Origin of the sequence: Rhodonellum sp. (genome assembly GCF_030656585.1) — a bacterium.
GTDB lineage: Bacteria > Bacteroidota > Bacteroidia > Cytophagales > Cyclobacteriaceae > Rhodonellum > Rhodonellum psychrophilum.
This window is the reverse complement of sequence record NZ_JAUSPP010000031.1, coordinates 546668-566572: the sequence shown is the minus strand read 5'-3', so window position 1 is coordinate 566572 and position 19905 is coordinate 546668. Positions and strand designations below refer to the sequence as shown.

At 42.1% G+C, this 19905-nt stretch carries 19 protein-coding genes; 7 read left to right on the top strand and 12 right to left on the bottom strand.

The features are described 5' to 3' along the window. Nucleotides 1–362 precede the first annotated feature (362 nt). From Q7J63_RS09330 to Q7J63_RS09305, 6 genes are all read right to left on the bottom strand, one after another. Nucleotides 363–1595, bottom strand: a complete 1233-nt coding sequence (locus Q7J63_RS09330) for an RsmB/NOP family class I SAM-dependent RNA methyltransferase (RefSeq protein ID WP_019595868.1) — start codon at nt 1593–1595, stop codon at nt 363–365. Between the two features lie 247 nt (nt 1596–1842). Further along, the gene (locus tag Q7J63_RS09325; RefSeq protein ID WP_304885616.1) at nt 1843–2574 is read right to left on the bottom strand and encodes a glycosyltransferase family 2 protein; all 732 of its coding nucleotides are present in this window, start codon (nt 2572–2574) and stop codon (nt 1843–1845) included. Beyond that, on the bottom strand, nt 2510–3520 hold the full coding sequence (locus Q7J63_RS09320; RefSeq protein WP_304885614.1) for a glycosyltransferase family 2 protein: 1011 nt from the start codon (nt 3518–3520) through the stop codon (nt 2510–2512). Before Q7J63_RS09320 ends, Q7J63_RS09325 begins: the two co-directional genes overlap by 65 nt. A 1-nt stretch (nt 3521) precedes the next feature. Next, complete coding sequence (locus tag Q7J63_RS09315) at nt 3522–4472, bottom strand: glycosyltransferase (RefSeq protein ID WP_304885612.1); 951 nt, start codon at nt 4470–4472, stop codon at nt 3522–3524. Continuing rightward, nucleotides 4469–6289, bottom strand: a complete 1821-nt coding sequence (locus tag Q7J63_RS09310; protein ID WP_304885610.1) for an ABC transporter ATP-binding protein — start codon at nt 6287–6289, stop codon at nt 4469–4471. The genes Q7J63_RS09315 and Q7J63_RS09310 overlap by 4 nt, the downstream gene beginning before the upstream one ends. A gap of 19 nt (nt 6290–6308) precedes the next feature. Next, the gene (locus tag Q7J63_RS09305; RefSeq protein WP_304885609.1) at nt 6309–7301 is read right to left on the bottom strand and encodes a glycosyltransferase family 2 protein; all 993 of its coding nucleotides are present in this window, start codon (nt 7299–7301) and stop codon (nt 6309–6311) included. Nucleotides 7302–7563: 262 nt separating this feature from the next. On the opposite strand from Q7J63_RS09305, the gene Q7J63_RS09300 reads away from it, so the two are divergent. The 3 genes from Q7J63_RS09300 to prmC all read left to right on the top strand — a co-directional run bounded on the left by Q7J63_RS09300 (nt 7564) and on the right by prmC (nt 9135). Then, entirely contained in the window at nt 7564–7848 is a 285-nt protein-coding gene (locus Q7J63_RS09300) for a hypothetical protein (RefSeq protein ID WP_019595875.1), read from the top strand. Between the two features lie 62 nt (nt 7849–7910). Continuing rightward, on the top strand, nt 7911–8213 hold the full coding sequence (locus Q7J63_RS09295) for a magnesium citrate secondary transporter (protein ID WP_304885607.1): 303 nt from the start codon (nt 7911–7913) through the stop codon (nt 8211–8213). Nucleotides 8214–8301: 88 nt separating this feature from the next. Beyond that, the gene (prmC, locus tag Q7J63_RS09290) at nt 8302–9135 is read left to right on the top strand and encodes a peptide chain release factor N(5)-glutamine methyltransferase (RefSeq protein ID WP_304885605.1); all 834 of its coding nucleotides are present in this window, start codon (nt 8302–8304) and stop codon (nt 9133–9135) included. Nucleotides 9136–9159: 24 nt separating this feature from the next. On the opposite strand, the gene Q7J63_RS09285 is transcribed toward prmC, so the two are convergent. Then, nucleotides 9160–9774: a thiamine pyrophosphokinase gene (locus Q7J63_RS09285; RefSeq protein ID WP_304885603.1), complete on the bottom strand. Its 615-nt coding sequence runs from the start codon at nt 9772–9774 to the stop codon at nt 9160–9162. Between the two features lie 101 nt (nt 9775–9875). Next, nucleotides 9876–10868, bottom strand: coding sequence for a dipeptidase (locus Q7J63_RS09280; protein WP_304885601.1), 993 nt, complete (start codon nt 10866–10868; stop codon nt 9876–9878). Between the two features lie 154 nt (nt 10869–11022). Between Q7J63_RS09280 and Q7J63_RS09275 the strand changes: the two genes are divergently transcribed. From Q7J63_RS09275 to Q7J63_RS09265, 3 genes are all read left to right on the top strand, one after another. Then, nucleotides 11023–11535 carry a 3-hydroxyanthranilate 3,4-dioxygenase gene (locus tag Q7J63_RS09275; RefSeq protein WP_019595881.1) on the top strand — a complete coding sequence of 171 codons (513 nt, stop codon included), beginning with the start codon at nt 11023–11025 and terminating at the stop codon, nt 11533–11535. Nucleotides 11536–11676: 141 nt separating this feature from the next. Then, nucleotides 11677–12963: a kynureninase gene (gene kynU / locus Q7J63_RS09270; RefSeq protein ID WP_019595882.1), complete on the top strand. Its 1287-nt coding sequence runs from the start codon at nt 11677–11679 to the stop codon at nt 12961–12963. Between the two features lie 26 nt (nt 12964–12989). Beyond that, on the top strand, nt 12990–14345 hold the full coding sequence (locus Q7J63_RS09265) for an NAD(P)/FAD-dependent oxidoreductase (protein WP_026333402.1): 1356 nt from the start codon (nt 12990–12992) through the stop codon (nt 14343–14345). A gap of 129 nt (nt 14346–14474) precedes the next feature. On the opposite strand, the gene Q7J63_RS09260 is transcribed toward Q7J63_RS09265, so the two are convergent. From Q7J63_RS09260 to Q7J63_RS09245, 4 genes are all read right to left on the bottom strand, one after another. Beyond that, nucleotides 14475–15095, bottom strand: coding sequence for a thioredoxin family protein (locus Q7J63_RS09260; RefSeq protein WP_304885596.1), 621 nt, complete (start codon nt 15093–15095; stop codon nt 14475–14477). After that, nucleotides 15085–15594, bottom strand: coding sequence for a TlpA disulfide reductase family protein (locus tag Q7J63_RS09255; RefSeq protein ID WP_019595885.1), 510 nt, complete (start codon nt 15592–15594; stop codon nt 15085–15087). Before Q7J63_RS09255 ends, Q7J63_RS09260 begins: the two co-directional genes overlap by 11 nt. Nucleotides 15595–16036: 442 nt before the next feature. After that, a complete protein-coding gene (locus Q7J63_RS09250; RefSeq protein ID WP_304885594.1) occupies nt 16037–17815 on the bottom strand; it encodes a chloride channel protein in 1779 nt (592 codons plus the stop codon). Nucleotides 17816–17888: 73 nt separating this feature from the next. Beyond that, a complete protein-coding gene (locus Q7J63_RS09245) occupies nt 17889–18803 on the bottom strand; it encodes a M28 family peptidase (RefSeq protein WP_304885592.1) in 915 nt (304 codons plus the stop codon). A 73-nt stretch (nt 18804–18876) separates the two neighbouring features. On the opposite strand from Q7J63_RS09245, the gene Q7J63_RS09240 reads away from it, so the two are divergent. After that, a complete protein-coding gene (locus tag Q7J63_RS09240; protein WP_304885590.1) occupies nt 18877–19863 on the top strand; it encodes an NTPase in 987 nt (328 codons plus the stop codon). Nucleotides 19864–19905 lie beyond the last annotated feature (42 nt).

The window sequence follows — 19905 nt, the reverse complement described above, 5'->3', positions numbered from 1 at the left end:
ACATTTTCAAATGTGGATCAAACGCTTTTCAAAATAAATCCCATTATTTGCCAAAAATGCTCTTTAAAAAGGAATTTTCTTCTGTTTTAAAGAATTTACACCGTTTTCGGGATTTGAGATTGGGAGGAAGATGGGATTAAAAAAAGTATGAAAGGAAAGAATGGACTTCAATTCCCTTCATCTTTATAAAAGGTCGGCTTCTTTCGAAGGGGAAATTTTATCGAGAAAAGAGCAAATCATCAAGCGATATCCTCTTGTAAAAACCTGCTTTTTTTTGAAAACACAATGGGGAAAATATAATTTAAAAAATCAAGCATTGCCGGAGAGGTCTAAATCATTTCCTCTCCGACAACGCTTATTTATTATTCGGTTTCCGGTGCCGTTTCACTTTCTTGAGGAGTGGAAGATTCTTTTTTTCTCAGCTTCGCAATGTAAAAACCATCAAAGCCACTTTCCTGGGCCAAAACTTTCTTGTCCTCTATCAACTCGAAGTCCTTGCCTTTTTCACTGGCCAAAAATTTGGCTATTTGCATTTCGTTCTCTGTTGGCAAAATGCTACAGGTCGCATAGACCATGATCCCACCGGGCTTTAGCATGGAAGGATAATTCTGAAGGATTTCTTCTTGGATCTTTTGGACTTTTTCGATCGATTCAGGCGTTAATTTCCATTTGGTATCAGGATTTCTTTTCAACACACCCAAGCCAGAACAAGGCACATCCAGCAACAAACGATCGGCGGATTCCTTCAATCTTTTGATGGTTTTGTTTCCTTCTATCGCTTTGGGCTCAATGATGCTCACCCCATCTCTTCTGGCGCGCAATTTGGCATTCTGCAGTTTCCAGGCCTCGGTATCCATGGCCAAAATCCTGCCTTTGTTTTCCATCAATGCTGCCAAATGAAGGGCTTTTCCTCCAGCTCCGGCACAGGCGTCGATCACACGCATTCCTGGCTGAACATCCAAAGCAGCTGCCACCAATTGAGAAGAGGCATCTTGCACCTCAAAAAGTCCCTCTTTGAACGCTGGGTTTCTAAAAACATTCTGTCTCTTGGCCAAAACCAAGGCATCTTTGTAGCCAGTAGGGGTATAGGTGTCAATACCATCTTCGGCTAGGCGGTTCATCAGGTTTTCACGGGTTGTTTTTAGGGTATTCACCCTAAGGACAACTTCCGCCTCTTGGTTCAAGGTATCCAGTTCCTTTTCCCATTTGTCTCCCAATAGATTGGCGCCCATCTCATCCAACCAATCCGGTATGGACTGAAGAATGGCACGCTCCTGAATTTTCTGATAGCGGTTTTCAACATCCCTGGGATCGATTCCCTTGAATTCTCTCCAGCTAGGCAATTCTTGCCCTTGAAGCAACCAATACGTACCAAAAAGATGGTACAAATCATCCGAAGGACTCACCTCATTGATCAACCTCCACCAACGAACCATTTCGTATACGGATTCTGCGATAAAGCCCCTATCTCTCGCGCCCCATTTGGGATTGGATCTCAGGGTTCTTTCGATAACTTTATCGGCGTACTTATTTTGATGGAATATTTCATCAATGGCTGTAATGACGCCATGGACTGTATTGGTGTGGAGTTTCATGAAGTTGAATTTGCCTGCAAAGATAGGAAAGTTATTGTTAGAAGTCGAAAAGCTTAAAATTAGTGCCTTTAAAAAAGTAAAGCGGCGCCTATAACGCCAAAATCACCTCCATAAGAGACGATTGCACAGGCTCACTTCCCGCATACCAAAAGCATATTGAATTATCCGATTTGAAAAATTCAATATTTTCAATCTTCCGGTTTAATCTAGCATTAAGCCAATTTTTGGTCGATTGGATTTTTCCTTTTCATCTGAAGAATAATTTTCTCTTGATGTTCAAATAGGAAAAAAGGCTGCGTTTTCCCCACTTGTATTCATAATAAAACCGATCGTTATGGGTAAGCTTGAATTGTTCTTTTTCATCCTTGCTCTTCAATGTCTGGCTTTCCAAATGATCTACGATGGAGGAACTTACAAGTGCATGCTTGAGACCATGCTTCTGGATGGTATTGATGTAATCATTGTCCGAATACCAAAAAGTGAAGCCTTCATCCAGTTTTCCAGTAATGTCCAGCATCTCTCTTTTGAAAAACAGACACCAACCTGCAACTTCCTTTCTCACTTCAAGCCCTTCATGAATTCCGGAATACAAATCAACCCCATGGGCCGGATGATGAATCGAACATGCCGGTGAAGCACTAACCAGTGACGGATCCGCATCGAAAGCGCGCAACATTTCGGAAGCCCAGCTTTTGTGGAAAACCAGGTCATTGTTGGCGAGACAAATGTATTGGCTATCTGTTTTTGAAATCCCAAGATTAAAATATTTATGGAAACCGAATTTCTTCCTTGGAAAAAGAGTCCGGGTGCAAGGGTATGCATATTCTTCTTGCTTTTTATTGGACTCTATCACCACGATATCAAATTGGATATCGCTGGGATTTTCGGATGCGATCAGGCTTTGTACGGCGTTCTCAGTTATTCCTTTCAACTCCGGGCTGCTGGCATTGGACAGTATGATGACGTCTATTTTTTGCATGTTGTTTATTGATGGTTTTTCTTCTGAAATTCAGTGCTTTGAAATAAAAGGAAATGACCGTTGGCCAATCCCAAAGTTTTGCCATTTTCATCAAATGTGAAGGATCTAGCAATGGACCATGATACATGATGTATTTGAAAAGGGCCAGTTTTCGGTTTTCGTTTTCCTCCATCAGCCTCTTTTTTTCTTCCTTTGAAAAAGAACTCTCTTCGATTTTCTTCCCGACCCAATTCCTCAGATTCAATTCCCCGTACCGCATGATTTGCATGTCCTGACTGACACTTTTCTTATGGACACGAATCAGGCTAAAAGCATCCGGATGGGAAAAATAGTGAATACATGCTCCATTGAATACACAATCGAACCAAAACTGCCAATCTTCGGTATGGGCAACTTCTTCCGGAAAACCATTGGATTTTTGAATGATGTTGTTTCTAATCAAAGGGCTACTGGAGACCGCAATATTGTTTCTTATCAGCGCCTGTATGGCTTCAACTCCTTTCCCAAAAAAATGAGGCATCCATTTTTTCCCTTCCATTTCCTGGTCCGGAAACCAAACATCGGGTTGCCCATTTTGGAAATAATGGTTGTCTGTGTAGCAAATGTCAACGCTGGGATTTTGCCTGAAATAGTCCAACTGCAAGCTGAGCTTTTCGGGACTTAGGAGATCATCAGCATCGAGAAATTGGACGAAATCACCAGAAACATATTGCAATCCCAGGTTTCTTGCCGCAGAAACACCTTTATTGATTTGCTTAAAAAAGACAATCCTGCTGTCCTTTTTAAGCAGGGGAAGAATGATGGATTCGGTATTGTCCGTGGATCCGTCATCGATCACGATCGCTTCCCAGTTTTCATGACTTTGGTGGATGAGGCTTGCCAAAGTTTCAGTGAGAAACTCCCCATAATTGTAACAGGGAATAATGATGGATACTTTGTCTTTCATCTCATGAAAATTTAAAAATCCTTTTGGCCTTGACCCCCCAAATGTGACGAAGGGCAAAACAGGTTTTGGACCATTCGCTTTTCTTCAAAATGGGAAGTAGGGAATGCCTGCTTTTCCATATCTCAATCCCAAAATCCAGATTGATGTAATTGTCCTTTCTTTTCCATGCCTGTTGGTACAAACGGGTTGAGAATGTCGCATCTGTCACCCCGTTTTGAAAACCTGCGCAAATTTTCAACCATTGATTTTCCCTCTCCAACCGATCAAGAGAAGGGGAGAGCCCTTTGGTGATGGTTTTGGTTCCGATGATATCCGTTGCATTTTGTGAATGCTGCCTGTATTTGACCAGAGAATCGCTTAGATAGTCAATGCTACCCAAATGTGAGGCAACAAACGCCAACCAATGGTCATAAAAGCCTTTTTCGGGAAAAGGAAGCGCCTTCTCCAAAACCGATTTCCTGAAAATCATGCTGTGTCCGGAAACACAATTCAGGAAAAAGAATGCCCTTGGATCCGCCCCTTTTACAAAGTTGAACTTCTCGGACATCTTATATTCCATGGACATTCCATTTTCATCCATAAATTCAGAATCATGATAGAGCATGATATTTTGCCCGATTTCATGCTGCATGGTTTGCAGTTTTTCCAACTCCCAGCGATCATCCTGATCTGAAATGGCAATCAGGTCTCCTTTGCACAATCCCAGTGCTTTTTCGAAATTTTTGTGATAGCCAAGATTTTGGGTGTTTTTAATGATTTGGAGTGAAGGGAATCTTTCGGCATAATCCTTCAAAATATCCCAGGTCCCATCTTCCGACCGATCATCCACTGCGATGATTTCGAGATTTGGATAGATTTGGCCAACCAAGGAATCCAATTGTTCCTTCAAAAACCGTTCACCATTAAAGGTGCACAAGGCGATGGAAATGAGTGGAAATTGCTTTGCTGTCATATCATTGTGAATTGCTGCATTTCGATTAATCTATTGTAGCGCCCTTCTTGGTAGAGCAGCTCGTGGTGCGTGCCCTGCTCAATGATCTTTCCCTCCTCAAGGACCAGAATGAGATCTGCTTTTTGAATCGTACTGAGCCTGTGCGCAATCACCAGAGTAGTCCGGTTTACCATCAGTTTGTTCAAGGCATCCTGGACCAATCTTTCGGATTCCGTATCAAGCGCCGAGGTGGCTTCGTCGAGAAGAAGGATGCTTGGATTTTGAAGTACAGCCCTTGCGATGCAAAGCCTCTGCTTTTGTCCACCGGAAAGCTTGGTCCCTCGGTCTCCAATGTTGGTATCATATCCATGAAGTGTTTTGGAAATGAAATCATCCGCATTGGCAATTTTCGCCGCGGCAATAATTTCTTCTCTTGAAGCATCGGGCTTGCCAAAAGCGATATTGGTATGGATCGTGTCATTGAAAAGAATGGAATCTTGGTTGACGATGCCAATGTTTGCCCGAAGGGAGTTGCTGTCCACGGAACGGATATCCAATCCATCTATCAGGATTTTACCTTTATTGACATCCAGAAACCTGGGGATAAGATCCATCAACGTGGACTTGCCACCGCCCGATGACCCTACCAGGGCAACGGTTTTTCCTTTGGGAATAAAAAAACTGACATCTGTCAAGACAGGTTTTTGATGATAGGAGAAATGTACGTTTTGAAATGTAATTCCTTTTTCCAATCCCTTGATGACAAAGGGCTGTGCCTCATCCTGAATCTTTGGTTTCTCATCTATAAGTTCCAAAACCCTTTCTCCAGCCGCTATCCCTGCATGGATGCTGCTGAAAGATTCAGTTATCGCTTTGGCAGGCCGCATGACTTGGGAAAATATCGCGATGTAGGTAATGAATTCTGCCGCGGATAATTCCGACTGATTCGAAATCACCAAGGAGCCGCCATACAGAAGAATCACCGCCACCATGAGCACACCCAGAAATTCAGACACCGGAGAGCCGAGTTGCTGTCTGTAGGCCATTTTTCTGCCCAAATCTGAATACCGGACATTTTCATTGTGAAATTTCTGTTTGATTCTATCGGTTGCGTTAAATGCCTTGATGATTTTAATTCCCGAAAGGGCTTCATCGAGATAGCTGATCATCAATCCATACAATTCTTGGGCTTCAGTGGCCTGGGATTTCAGTTTTTTGACGATTTTGGAGATCACAAAACCTGAAATGGGAATGACGAGCAGGGCAAACAGGGTAAGCTTGTAAGAAATGGCAAACAAAATCCCGGTATAAGCCAAAAGCTGAAGGGGTTCCTTGAACAAGACCTGAAGGGTGCTCGTTACGGAATATTGCACCACCTGTACATCCGAGGCAATTTTGGAAATGATGTTGCCTTTACGCTGTTCATTGAAATACTCCACATGCAAGTCCATTACATTGTTGAATACCGCCTTCCTAAAATTAAGCAAGGTATGGATCCGGAGGTTTTCCATCACCCTTTGGGAAAGGTATCGGAAAATATTGCTCAGCAATACAGACAGGACGATCACCAAACAAACCCATTTGAGGGCTTGATAAGCGCCAAATTCCAGATTGATCCTTTGGGTGTAGTAATTGATGTAACCCATGATATCCGTCCAAGATTCCGGCTTTTGACTTGTAAAAACCGGGTTGTCTTCAAAAAGGGTACTAAGTAATGGCGCCAACAATGCAAGGTTCATCGTATTGAAAATCACGGCAAAAAGCGTGAAGATCACATACGGAATTGCGTATTTTTCAATAGGTTTGGCAAAGGCCAATAGCCTAAAATAAGTGTTCATAATTTCCTTTGTTCTCGTATCAAACCCAAATGAGGTTTTTATCCTGACTGATTTTATTGAAATAATTATTGATGTCCGGCATCGTTTTTTTACTGTTGTGCGAATGCATAAGCTGCTCAAGAAATTTTCTGGACAAATCAATCTGTTCCTTTTTCTTTCTGAAGCCAAAATAACTCTGGAGAATCCAAATCTGCCCAATCAGCAATTTTGGAATCACCTCCATAAGGAACAATTGAAATTTCCAGAACAAGAGGTCGGTATCCTCGGTATGGATGGCGTGGAGGACCATTCTGTTCCTGTAATAGACCATTTTGACTTGGTTTTTCTCACAGTATTTTTTGGTCGTATGGGAGCCCAAGTGATAGCAAGTGGAGACGTGATCATAGTAGGATTTCCATCCCAGTTTCCATGCCCTGATCCCCAAATCCGCATCTTCTGAATAATAGGGAGAGTAAATCTCATCAAAGCCTCCCAGTTCCCTGAATTTTTTGGCATCCACCAAGGCATTTGCACCAGACAGAAAAATGGTTGGCGTGGCTTTGGTTGAGGCCGCACTCAAATAAAACAAACGGTCGGTCTTGAGTTTGCAGCCATTCATCTGTGGAAACCTGGCTGCTACCTCTATTTTTTTTCCATCGGGAACCAGTATTTTTCCCATTACCCCAAATGTGTGGGGATTGGAAAAATACTTCCATAGTTTGGAGAAGTAATTTGGAGAAAGCCTAATGTCAGAATTCAAGAAAAAGAGCAATTCATACTGAGCGATTTCCATACCCCTGTTGCAGGAAAAGGAAAAACCCATATTGGATGGATTGTTGATGACCTTGATCTGGGGATAGTGGATTTTCAAGAAATCATTGGAGTCGTCTCGGCAACCATCATTGATCACAATAATCTCATAGTCAACACCTTCACAGGAAATTGCTTGAATCGTGTCTGGCAGATAGATTTCCAACAAATCCTTTCCGTTATAATTGGGGATAATAATAGAAACTGATTTTTTAAAAGTCATGAGGTAACGTGTTATAATTTCATGACGAATCAACCTTCAAAAATGAGACAATTAAAAGAAAATATTTTTTTATAGTTTTAATTCTGGGGCATTACTTGATTTTTTTTATAAAATCAATGTCCAAATAATATTGATAGTCAAGCCAATAGATTCGAAAACGCCATTATTTCCTTTTAATTGACCACTTGAAAACAGCCCCTGCATCTCAGGTTCACTTTTACAAAACGCGGGGCTTTTTAGCGAAATTGTTTAATTTGCCCCCATGGGAGAGAAAAAATGTCCCCATTGTGGGGAATGGTCAAAATGGACGACGGATATGCAGGATACCTGCGAGCATTGCGGCAAACCATTGGGCGGACGCGATTTGGAATACCAAAAAATCCGCGAAAAAGACAAAAAGGCAAACGATGAACAATGGATATTTCATATCAAAGAAGGAGACAGCGACTTGGTCAAAGGCCTTAAGAAAGCGGGTAACTTCTTTTACATGATCTACATGGGGATTCTCACTTTTTTGGCTTGGGTGATCGCCGCTTTACCCGGCTGATGTCAGTCATCAGAAATCCATATTTTATCGTGTGTTGCCTTCTTTTCTGGGCAAACCAATTTTTGGAAAGGATTCTCGGAATCTTTATTCCCTTCGTTCATGAATATCTGGATGACCTGCTTGCGATGCCTGTCGTGTTGGGCATCTCCCTGCAGGTTTTTCGCTGGATTTCTCCCCTGAAAGATGGGTTCATCTTCACCAAAACCCAGATATTGATCGGAGTAGCCTATTTTGCCTTTCTCTTTGAATTTTTGCTTCCGATGTTTTCTCCTGTTTATACCCGGGATTTTTGGGATGTGGTCTGCTATGGAGTCGGTGCGGTGTTTTTTCATCGTCAGATCAACACCTCTCCAAAAGATATTTGATAATCCGTCGCCCAATGTTCTTAAATTTGCGAAATCGCTTGTGCATTTTGTTTCCCTAAAAAAGCAATAAAAGTCTATCCCAAAGAATATGCAACTCAAAAACCTCTTTGTCTCCTACCGCGATCAGCTTCTCCTGATTTATCCGAAACTGGAAGCGGAAAGTCTGGTTTTTTGGCTTTTTGAGTCCTTTTTAAATAGGAAGCGAATGGATATATTGAATGATGTCCCTATCGAAGCCGTTCCGGCAGAAATGGAAATTGCTTTGGAAAAGTTGCTCCGGGGAATGCCGATCCAGTATATTTTGGGAAAAGCTCCTTTTTATGGGCGAGAATTTAAGGTCGGACCAGAGGTTTTGATTCCACGAAACGAAACAGAGGGGTTGGTCCACTTGATCATCAAGGAAAACCAGACACCAGGATTGAAGATTCTGGATGTGGGCACGGGTTCTGGATGCATCCCGATTACGCTGGCATTGGAGTTGAAAAATGCAACTGTATTCGGCCTGGATATCAGCGAAATTGCCTTGGAAATGGCAAAAGAGAATGCAAAATCATTGAAAGCCGACGTTTTGTTTTTCCACTGCAACATCCTTCAGGATGAAATCCCAATCCAAGGCCTGGATATCCTGGTCAGCAACCCTCCTTATGTAAGGGATTCCGAGCAAGCCCAAATGCATCAAAATGTGCTGCAATACGAACCGCACCTTGCCCTATTTGTAGCAGATGATAACCCGCTGATTTTTTATCGGAGCATTGCCGAGAAGGGCCGAATCGCACTAAAACCTGGAGGAAAGCTCTATTTTGAAATCAACGAAGCATTTGGACCAGAAACAAAAAAATTGCTTGAGGATTTAGGCTACTCAGAAATCCATATTTTGGAAGACCTCAATGGTAGGGACAGAATGGTTACAGGAATAAGGTAGCCCAAATCGCGTTTTACTTTTCCATCAGCCAACCATGAACTCCCCGATCCAAAAAATTCCTTTGGCTTGGAAACTCGAAAACCCTTCTTCCACCTCCACAAAAGTGGCGTGATTGATCTTGATGAATGCTGTCGTCTCTCCGGTTTTCATTTCCAAAAGCATATTTTCCGGGGCATGAAGCTGAAGGGATCCTTCAGGATACCATTTTCTGAACGTGCCGTTTTTGATTGGAAAGTAACGGATAGGTCCGTCAATGATGACAATGTCTAAATTCTCCAAAAGGGACTCCAATCCAAAAACATCTTTATGGTCAAATCCAACCACATTTACCGCCGAATGCTCGGTCTCTTTTAGGTATTGAATCCCTTCATTCAAAAAATCCCCATGTACTAATGTTCTGAATTTCATGGGATACTGCTCCTCAAGCAAGTGACTGTTTTTTGCTTGAAAATCCAAATCAGCCAAGACCACATCCAATTTGATTCCCCAAGAAATCACCGCCTCAACCGCGTCCTGTGCCACCAAAACGGTGGGCGACCATTCCAGCAAAGAGGCTATTTGCTCAAAATCCACCCCTTCTGTCTTTAGGATCAAAAGTGCGGGCTCCTGTTGTTCTTTTACAAAATGATGGGAGGACATGGTTATCGATTGGACAAATGTGGAATCTCTATTTTAAATTCTAAATTGGCAAAATCAATAAATGGATTTCCATATGGTTTTTTTCCATTTTAATAATCCCATTAGGCTTTCTTCCATAAATTACCGAAAAACCGCTGACAATTTTTATACGCCAGCTTTTCCAGTTGGTCCTGGCTGAGGTTTTCGGAGAGTTTTTCAAGTATGGAGGGGTATTTTCCTGCATTCGCCACATTGGGAAAATAGAAAGGCAAGCGGGATTTGTCAGGGAAATTTTTGGTATAGAAAAAATCCGCACCAAAACACATCTGCTCTTCTGCACCGATTTCAAAACCATGGAGAATATGCTCATAAATCCTTTCGGGGTTTTCATTGTCTAAAAATGCACGGAGGAAATTCCCTCCTATAATACCGCCTCTTTTGATAATTTCCTTGGCAAATTCATCGGTAAGGTTTCTTTTGTGGTTCCAGATTTCCCTGAAATTGGAATGGCTGGCAATGATCGGAACATCCAGATTTTCCTTCTCCAGATGATTCAAAATCCCTTCTGCCAATACATCCGAGGTGTGGGAAAAATCTATTGCTATTTTTTTGCCCGAAATGTAATCCAACAGTCTTTTTCCGTCATCCTTCAAGCCTACTTCGGTGTAGTTGCCTCCGCCGAATCGGTTTTCGGTATGATGTGTTAGACTGATATACGCCATTCTTCCCGTCATACCAATCAAATTATCGAGCTGGTGAAATGCTGCTTCAAGTGGAACTTGCTCATTGGCCAATCCGGCCGCATTTTCAATGGCGGTCACCAGTCCTATCTTCGATTGTTCAGTTATCGAGTGCAAAAAATCCGCATCGGCTTGGCAAAACCCATTGGGAAATTCCTGCAACAGCTGCCGGTACTTTTGGGCTTGAAGCATCGCAAAAGCCATGCTTCCAGAAGACACGTCGGTATATATCGCCAAAACCTGCATTTTGACATTTCCCTCTTGAAGAAAGGGAAGGGCACATGCGATATCGTCAACCTTGTCGGCTTTTGCGCCGGGCACGATGGCCAAGTAAGACAGCAAATCACAATGGGTGTCAATGATGGGAAGTTTCATATTGCCTTCAGTTGTTTGAGGGACCAAAGAAACTCAAAAAATGACAGTTTTTTTATACTTTTAGCATTGAAAAGAGTTATACCCCTAAGCGATAGCCCGAAGAAATCAAATCCTTTTCTTTCCGTTTTAAAAATCTCACAAAAAACCACAGGCCATGCCACTTTCAAAACCTATTAATTTCACGAAATGGATTGAAGAAAATCGCCATTTGCTGAAGCCTCCCATTGGCAATCAACAAATCTACAAGGACAACAAAGATTTTATCGTCATGGTAGTCGGAGGCCCAAATTCCCGAAAGGATTACCACTACAATGAAGGGGAGGAATTTTTCTATCAAATCGAGGGTGACATTGTCCTCAAGATCATCGAAGAGGGCAAACCAGTGGATTTTCCGATCAAGAAAGGGGAGATTTTTCTGCTTCCTCCAAGGACGCCCCACAGCCCTAGACGTCCTGCCAATACCATCGGCTTGGTGATCGAACGCTACCGCAATCCCGGAGAAAGAGACGGTTTTATCTGGCATTGTGAAAATTGCGGAAATAAACTGTATGAAGAATATCAGGAAATCACTGATATCGTCAATCAACTTCCCCCGATCATGGCCCGTTTTTGGGAAAACCCCGAAAATACGAAATGCAAGAAGTGCGGAACAGTGATGGAAAAATAAGGGTACTGGGGATAAGACTCGCACAAGGAATTCCCAAAAAATACCGAAAATCCTTTTTGAAAGCAGAGGATTTCAATAATTAAGACCAAATATAATTCTTGTAATCCCTTCAAAATTCGAACGGCAGATGAGTAAACCAATATGAAAGACATAAAATACGAGTATTCCGAATTCTTCGCCAGGCAACTGGACAATGAAGATCCTTTGAAGGATTTCCGGAATGAGTTTTATTTTCCAAAAATAGAAGGGAAAGAAGCGATTTATTTCTGCGGTAATTCCCTTGGACTCCAACCAAGATCCACCAAGGAATACATCCAAAGGGAATTGGACAACTGGGCAGAACTGGCTGTTGATGGACATTTCAAGGGCGAAGATGCCTGGTACCATGTAAGAAAAAAATCCAAGCCCGCCCTGTCCGAAATCGTAGGTGCACACGAACACGAAGTGGTGGCCATGAACAACCTAAGCTCCAATCTTCATTTCCTGATGGTTTCCTTTTATCGTCCATCAAAAACCCGTTTTAAGATCATCACCGAAGCCGGTGCTTTTCCTTCGGACATGTACATGTTGGAAACCCAAGTTAAATTCCATGGGCTGGATCCAGAAAAAACCATTATAGAAGTAGCTCCTAGACCCGGGGAACATACTCTGAGGACAGAGGATATACTTTTGGCGATCGAAGAACAGGGGGAGGAATTGGCTTTGGTCATGATGGCAGGCTTGCAATACTATACTGGTCAGGTTTTTGATATGGAATCCATCACCCGAGCGGGGCATTCCGTGGGGGCAAATGTAGGATTTGATTTGGCCCATGCGGCAGGAAATGTCCCGATGTCCCTTCATGACTGGGGGGTTGATTTTGCCACTTGGTGCAGTTACAAGTACATGAATTCAGGGCCTGGCAATGTCTCTGGTGTTTTCGTCCACGAGCGACATGCCCAAAATCCGGATCTTCCACGTTTTGCAGGTTGGTGGGGACATGATGAGGAAGAACGCTTCAAGATGGAAAAGGGCTTTAAACCCATGTATGGGGCGGATGGCTGGCAGGTAGCAAATTCAAATGTGTTGGCCTTGGCCGCTCATCAATCTTCCCTGGACATCTTTGAACGGGCTGGAATAAAAAATCTCCGCGAAAAAAGTGAACTATTGACAGGATATTTGGAGTTTTTAATCCAACAAATCTCTGGGGATAGTGGTGTAATAGAAATAATTACGCCAAAAAACCCACAGGAAAGGGGCTGTCAGTTATCTTTGTTGGTCCATAAAGGTGGAAAGGCTGTGTTTGATGAATTGTATCTCAATGGAATCATCGGAGATTGGAGGCACCCAAAAGTAATGAGGATCGCCCCAACACCACTTCACAACAGCTTTTTGGACGTATTTAGATTCGCCCAAATATTGGAAAAATCAATCCTGAAATTCGCTTGATTGAGGGAGTTATTGAAAAAGAAATAATGGAAAAAAATGAGATAAGCATTTTAGGCGCAGGGTTAATCGGCTCTCTTTTAAGTATTTACTTGAAGAAAAGAGGCTGTGATGTTTCCGTCTACGAAAAAAGAGCTGACAATAGAAAAGTTGGGTACAAGGAAGAAGGAAGGTCCATCAACATGGCCTTGAGTGACAGGGGCTGGAAAGCTTTGGAGAAAATCGGCATGACCGAAAAGGTCGCGGCTTTGACCATCCCTATGTATGGCCGAAGAATCCATGACGAACATGGCAACACTTCCTTTCTTCCCTATGGCAAAGACAAGCAAGCCATCTATTCCATTTCACGGGGAAAATTCAATCAGCTTTTGGTGGAGGAAGCCGAGAACAAAGGCGTGAAAATATTTTTTGACCATAAATGCGAATCCGTTGACTTAAGGACCAATGAAATTAGTTTTACAGTACCCGAAACTGGTACGGAAAAAATTCATTCAAAAGTAATCATCGGTTCTGATGGGGCTTATTCCTCCCTGAGAATGGCCATGCAAAAGCAGGTCAGGTTCAATTTCCGACAGGAATACATCTCCCATGGATACAAAGAACTGAGTATTCCCGCCACGGCAGAGGGAGAATTTGCCATGGACCCCAACGCGCTACATATTTGGCCGAGGGGGATGTTCATGCTGATCGCCTTGCCAAATCCTGACAAGTCATTTACGTGCACCCTGTTTTTGCCCTTTGAAGGCGCAAAGGTTTGTTTTGATAAAATCAATGATAAAAGGGATGTTGAAGGTATCTTCAAAAACTACTTTGATGACGCCTACCAATTGATGCCAAATCTGGGAGAGGAATTTTTTACCAACCCAACATCTGCCTTGATCAATGTGGAATGCTATCCCTGGGTCTTGAAACAAGCCATGCTGATAGGAGATGCCTCCCATGCAATGGTCCCTTTCTATGGTCAAGGCATGAACTGCGGATTTGAAGATTGTTTTATTTTGGACAGTTTGATTGAAAAGTTGGGAACAAACGCCTGGGAACTCGTTTTTGCAAAATTTCAGAAAATGAGAAAACCGGATACCGACGCCATTTCCAAATTGGCGATGGAGAATTTCGTGGAAATGAGGGATGCGACAGCGGATCCAAAGTTTCTCCTGAGAAAGAAAATTGAAGCCAAATTGCACAGCTTATTTCCCAATGAATGGATTCCGCTTTACACAATGGTGACTTTCTCGGATATGCCTTACTCTGAAGCGTACACGCAGGGGAAATTGCAAGAAGCGATTATGGACAAAGTGATGGCAAATCCCCTGATTACCCAAAATTGGGACAAATTGGATTACGAAGACATCGTCAATCAAATGGATGCTGCCAAGGCGGTATAAAATCAAAAAAGCCCTGACTCGAAATTTTGAGTTGGGACTTTTTTTGTGTTGTGGAGGCAATTGTATTGAAGATCAATTCATCGAAGTGATTTTCGCAGGATAAAAATTGAAATCATTCCATTTTTTCTGTTAGGGCTTTGTCCACTTAATGGTACAGCCTATCGCTTTTGTGGTTTTTAGAGCGACCTCATTTCCGGACAAAACCGCATCCATCGCATTTTCAAGATATTTTTCAGTCACCGAGGAGGCATCTTGGTGATTGTTGTCTATTGCACCAATGTATTTGACCACATAATCGTTGTCTTCTTTTTTCAACAGGTAAACATGGGGGGTTCTGCTTCCCCCATAGGATTTGATCACTTCTTGCTTTTTGTCATGGACATAGGCAAAAGGGAAGTTTTTGTCCTTTGCTCTCTTCTGCATATTTTCAAAACTATCTTTCGGGCTTACCTTATCATCATTTGGATTGATGGCAATCAAGGGATATCCCAGTGATTCATATTTTTGATGTAGCGCTATCATCCGGTCTTCATAGGCGACCACATAGGGACAGGTGTTGCAGGAGAAAATGACGATCGCCCCTTTTACATCTTTCAAGCCTGAAAGGGAAACCATTTTACCATCTACGTTTTTTAGCTCAAAATCAGAAGCCTTATCCCCCACCGAATACCCTTTTTCCTGGGCTTGGGTGGAAAAAGAAATCCCAATCCACAAGAAACAGCCCAACATTAATATCGTTTTATTTTTCATTATGCCCTTGTTTTATTTTTTTGATCAAATATTTCAATTGCTTTTCATTGAGCTCTCCTTCATGAAAAAATCTAGTGCCATCCGCGCTGATAAACAATGTTGCCGGAATGGCACCCGACCAATTCGAAGAAACCTTATCAATCCATTTGTTGTAATCCACATCGTCCAAAAGGAAAACCGGGGCCTTAATCCCTCTTTTCTGGATAAATTCTTGTACCCTTTGGGTTTTATTACCATCATCCAAAGAAATGAACATCAGCTCTACCTCTGGATCCTGCGCATTTACTTTCTCAAAATCGGGCATTTCCTTGACACAAGGCGCGCACCAAGTGGCCCAAAAATTAAACATGCGGATTTTCTCAGAGGGGGTTTTGGTAATGGATTCAAATTCATCGAAATCAATAACCTTGAAACCATCTGCTTTCCAAACACTGGCTGTACTGATCCATGCAGCAAACAAAATGAAGGCAAAGACAGAAATTTTTGGGATTGGTTTCATTTAGAATATGATTTTTATTTTGATTTTTGTGTTTTTTAAATAAACAACAAGACATTACAAATCCCAAAATTTAGGCAATGGAAATAATTTTCATCAGTAAAGTCCAAAGCGAAAAAAATTCAAAATTTTATTTTCTTAAACAGGAATTTTATCACCTGTAATGGTCTACGATTCTAGTAAAAAAGGGTTTGAAAGAAAATCAAAAACCTAAAAATCAGGCCCCTAATAAGGTTATTAAAAAGCAAGGGTTATTTATCCACATTTATCGAAAGTTATCCACACGCCCAAAAAAACAAGCCTTATCTATTTGATTATCAATAACTTAAGGCCGCTTACATTTAGCCAATTTTGTGGATAAACAACTGAAAATGAGAATCATACTGATTTATTGGTTTTCAGGATGGTGGATAAATCAATGAAAGAGCATAAAATTTCTTTTTCTCTATTCTTGGTTTTGTCTTATTAAACGTTTTCTATATGCATTGAAAATACGAGACTTAGAAATAAAGCCAAGGTACTTCCCGTCTTGCAGCACGGGAAGGTTCCACGCTCCGGATCTTTCGAACTTTTGCATCACTATTTGCATATTTTCATGGAGGAGTATGACTTCAGGAGGACTGTGCATCAATTGACTGATCTTGGTGGTTTCCTGTTTTTCGGGATCAAACATGATATCCCTGATATCGTCCAAGGTGATGATCCCATTGAGAACCCCATCTTCCCCGACTACCGGAAAAATATTTCGACGGGACAACTTGACCAAATCGCAAAGTTCTCCCAAACTTGCATTCGGTAAAATGGGGAACAAATCATTCTCGATCAATTTTCGGATATCGATGAGATCCAATACTTCCTCGTCCTTGGATTCGGGAAGAAACCTACCCTTGTCCATCAATTGCTTTTTGTAAAGGGAGTCCTTATCAAAGTAAGAAGTGGTAACGAAAGAAATCGCAGAGACCAACATCAGTGGCACAAAAAGCTCATATCCACCGGTAATTTCGGCTATCAAGAAGATGGCCGACAAGGGGGCATGCTGGACCCCACTCATCACCCCGCACATCGCCACCAGGGTGAAATGGGCCACTGGCAAAGGAATTGGAAACCCCAATAAATTGGAGGTATAGGCAAATAGGAAACCGGCAATGCCACCCACAAACAGAGAGGGGGCAAAAATACCCCCACTGCCCCCACTACCGATAGTAACAGCAGACGCGATTGGCTTAAGAAAAATAATCAAGACCAAGACAGTGATGATGAAATAAGGATTGGAATACTCTCCGAAAAAGGGACTGTTGGCCAAAATGCGCTGTGGTTCGCCTTCAATCAACGCATAAAGGGTCTCGTAACCTTCCCCATAAATGGAGGGAAAAAAGAAGACGATCAAGCCCAAAAAAGCCCCGCCATAAAGGAGTTTTAAGAAAGGCTCATCGAATTGTTCCATTAAACGCTCCACTTTAAATACGGCTCTGCTGAAATAAAGGGAAATAAACCCTGTCATGATCGCCAGTAAAAGATAATAGGGAGTATGGGCAGCCAAAAAATTATCCGAAAGATTGAATGTAAACATCACATCCTTACCCTGGAGCAGCATCGAAGTAAGGGATCCTGCCACCGAGGCTATCAATAAGGGGATAAAACTCGCTACACTTACCTCCATCAAGATTACCTCAATGGCAAAAATGACGGCGCCAATAGGCGCGCCAAAAATGGCAGAAATAGCCCCTGCGGCACCGCAACCTATCAGCAGGGTTCTTTTTTTGGCATTAAGATGCATCAGGTTTCCGAAGTTGGACCCTATCGCAGAACCTGTGACCAAAATGGGCGCTTCCAAACCAACAGAACCTCCGAAACCAACCGTAATGGCAGAAGTGATCACCCGACTGTACATTTTGACTTTCGGGATCAAGCTGCTCTTCTTTGAAATATTGTACAATAATTCTGGAATACCATGCCCCCCAACATCCTTCAAAACATAATTTCCGATCAAATAGGCTAGGGAGATCCCTATTAAAGGATAGATGATGTAGAAAAAATTGGCGTATTCCTGATTAAAGTCTTGGGTTAGAAAGGTTTGGATGGCATGTACGGTTGCTTTTAAAATCACAGCAGCAAAACCAGCAAGAATCCCCACCAAACCGCTCAGGATCAAGACAAAGTTTTTGGTGCTTATGTTTTTAAGCCGCCAAATCAAAAGACGCGTAATGATGTCTGTTTTAGGCAAAACCTATAAATCGATTAATTTTTATGATCAACAATTTCAATTCTTTTAATTCAAAACAACCTGCTTATTCCTTTTATTTTAAAGGTATCAATTCTTTGTCAAATGCGATCAAGGCATCCACGATCAATTGAACCGCTCCCAAATAAAATTCCGGGTGAATATTTTCAAAAGTATCTGTGGGTTGGTGGTAATCCTGGTGATCCTCAACACCAAAATAGATAAAAGGGATATTATTTTTGTGGAATAGCGCATGGTCGGAGGACATGGTCCAGTCCTCGAAACCGGTGTTGGGCTGATCATGGCCCAGCATCAGTTTGGGGGATTTTCCTTGGGAAACTTTTTCAAGAATTGGCTTCAACTTTGGATAATGATAGGTGCCGACGGCATACAATTCGTTCTTGTCATTTCTGCTGATCATATCCATGTTGATATTGAGTACGACTTGTTCGATGGGAAATGGAAAATCGTTCACCAAAGCACTGGCACCCTGAAGCCCCATTTCTTCGGCGTCCAAGGCGACAAACATCATGGAATGCATCGGCCTGTTTTTGGAAAAGTATTCAGATAGGGACAATAATGCTGCAACTCCAGAGGCATTGTCATCTGCACCGTTGAAAATGACCTCGTCTGTTTGACCAATATGATCGTAATGGGCCATGACCACGATGAGTTTGTCCGTTTCACTTCCCGGCATAAAACCAACGATATTGGCAGCATTTTCATAAAATTTTCCTTCCCTTTCATTTTTAAAGTTAAAAAATTGGGTGAAATCCGAAAATTGGGAATGGAGGCCTTGGCTCTTGAAACGTTCCTTGATATATTCCCGGGCAACGATATTTCCTTCCGAAAGCGTTTTTCTACCTCCCAATTGGTCCCCTGAAAGGTATTGGATGTCTTGAAGAACGGTCTTCCCATCGATACTCTGTGCCAACAAGGCCACAGGCATCAACCAAATGAGAAAGGAAAGAAATTTGATTGGGTTTTTCATATGGAAAGAATTAATCACTCGTTGTGTATATTCGTAAAATTAGTAAGGTTTCCCTAGTCCGATCCCAAAAATCATGAAATATATTTCAGCATTTATCATTGTATTGATTCTGTTCCACAAAGCTAATGGTCAAAACATGCTCCCTGAAAGTTTTTTTGACGGAAAATCGGTGGTATTGATTTCAAATTCACCTCAGGCTCAACCTTCTATGGACTGGAAAACACTTTCTGAGAAAATCCATTCGCCACTGGTGGCAGCAGGCGCTGACCCCATCGGGTATTATGAATTGGAAGACATCGCCTTGTCCGGCGAAGTGCAAGCTGGCTATGGTGATGCATTTTCCAAAAGAAAGGTGGCCACTATCATCCTCCTTACCCGAAAAGCAAACGGAGAATTGGTCTTGAATATTACCCCATTTACAAAGAACAAAAACATCGTTTCCAATTCCGGCGGATGGAACACCGCAGCAAATTCCCTTGAGGAACTTTCGACAACCTTGGAAAATGTTGGTAAATCCAATCCCAGCAAAAATTACTTGGTCTTGGAGGTCCCTGAATTCCCAAATTCCTCAGAAGGCCTGACTACTGCCAAAGGTTTTATTGCCAAAAACCCACTGAATTTGGAGGTCTTCAAGCTGGGTGTTCCGCTTACAGGCGCTGTGGGTGAAGAAGGTTTTTTGAGTACTTTCCGGTATGATTTGTTGGGCAAATCCCCAGAAACGGTTCTGGCGGAGCAAAATGCAGAGAAAGCGGAAATTGAAAGCATCTTAAAAAATCACTATTCCAACCAAGTGGAATACCTTACCGAATACAGAACAGATGCCGAATTGATTGCCAATAGGGTCCAATTCGTCCTGATGCGGTTAGAAGCCCGGGAAGGCGATTTGATGAAAAGTATGGGCTTGGAAGTGGAAAACATTGAAGAAAAAACCGGTATTGTGGTCAAATATTACATCCGCTTTTTGGTCAGAAATGAAAATTATATCGGTCCAAAATGGGATGCCCATCCCAATGCCCAAGTTGCTTTGCGTCAGTTTTTGGAAAACCTGAAAAAAAATTAGGGTTCCATATCGGAACCCTAATTAAGCATTGATTAAATTAAC

Excerpts from the sequence above, each read along its gene's own strand:
- Q7J63_RS09330 (WP_019595868.1), bottom strand. The coding sequence starts at position 1,595 with ATGAAACTCCACACCAATACAGTCCATGGCGTCATTACAGCCATTGAT.
- Q7J63_RS09325 (WP_304885616.1), bottom strand. The coding sequence starts at position 2,574 with ATGCAAAAAATAGACGTCATCATACTGTCCAATGCCAGCAGCCCGGAG.
- Q7J63_RS09320 (WP_304885614.1), bottom strand. The coding sequence starts at position 3,520 with ATGAAAGACAAAGTATCCATCATTATTCCCTGTTACAATTATGGGGAG.
- Q7J63_RS09315 (WP_304885612.1), bottom strand. The coding sequence starts at position 4,472 with ATGACAGCAAAGCAATTTCCACTCATTTCCATCGCCTTGTGCACCTTT.
- Q7J63_RS09310 (WP_304885610.1), bottom strand. The coding sequence starts at position 6,289 with ATGAACACTTATTTTAGGCTATTGGCCTTTGCCAAACCTATTGAAAAA.
- Q7J63_RS09305 (WP_304885609.1), bottom strand. The coding sequence starts at position 7,301 with ATGACTTTTAAAAAATCAGTTTCTATTATTATCCCCAATTATAACGGA.
- Q7J63_RS09300 (WP_019595875.1), top strand. The coding sequence starts at position 7,564 with ATGGGAGAGAAAAAATGTCCCCATTGTGGGGAATGGTCAAAATGGACG.
- prmC (WP_304885605.1), top strand. The coding sequence starts at position 8,302 with ATGCAACTCAAAAACCTCTTTGTCTCCTACCGCGATCAGCTTCTCCTG.
- Q7J63_RS09285 (WP_304885603.1), bottom strand. The coding sequence starts at position 9,774 with ATGTCCTCCCATCATTTTGTAAAAGAACAACAGGAGCCCGCACTTTTG.
- Q7J63_RS09280 (WP_304885601.1), bottom strand. The coding sequence starts at position 10,868 with ATGAAACTTCCCATCATTGACACCCATTGTGATTTGCTGTCTTACTTG.
- Q7J63_RS09275 (WP_019595881.1), top strand. The coding sequence starts at position 11,023 with ATGCCACTTTCAAAACCTATTAATTTCACGAAATGGATTGAAGAAAAT.
- kynU (WP_019595882.1), top strand. The coding sequence starts at position 11,677 with ATGAAAGACATAAAATACGAGTATTCCGAATTCTTCGCCAGGCAACTG.
- Q7J63_RS09265 (WP_026333402.1), top strand. The coding sequence starts at position 12,990 with ATGGAAAAAAATGAGATAAGCATTTTAGGCGCAGGGTTAATCGGCTCT.
- Q7J63_RS09260 (WP_304885596.1), bottom strand. The coding sequence starts at position 15,095 with ATGAAAAATAAAACGATATTAATGTTGGGCTGTTTCTTGTGGATTGGG.
- Q7J63_RS09255 (WP_019595885.1), bottom strand. The coding sequence starts at position 15,594 with ATGAAACCAATCCCAAAAATTTCTGTCTTTGCCTTCATTTTGTTTGCT.
- Q7J63_RS09245 (WP_304885592.1), bottom strand. The coding sequence starts at position 18,803 with ATGAAAAACCCAATCAAATTTCTTTCCTTTCTCATTTGGTTGATGCCT.
- Q7J63_RS09240 (WP_304885590.1), top strand. The coding sequence starts at position 18,877 with ATGAAATATATTTCAGCATTTATCATTGTATTGATTCTGTTCCACAAA.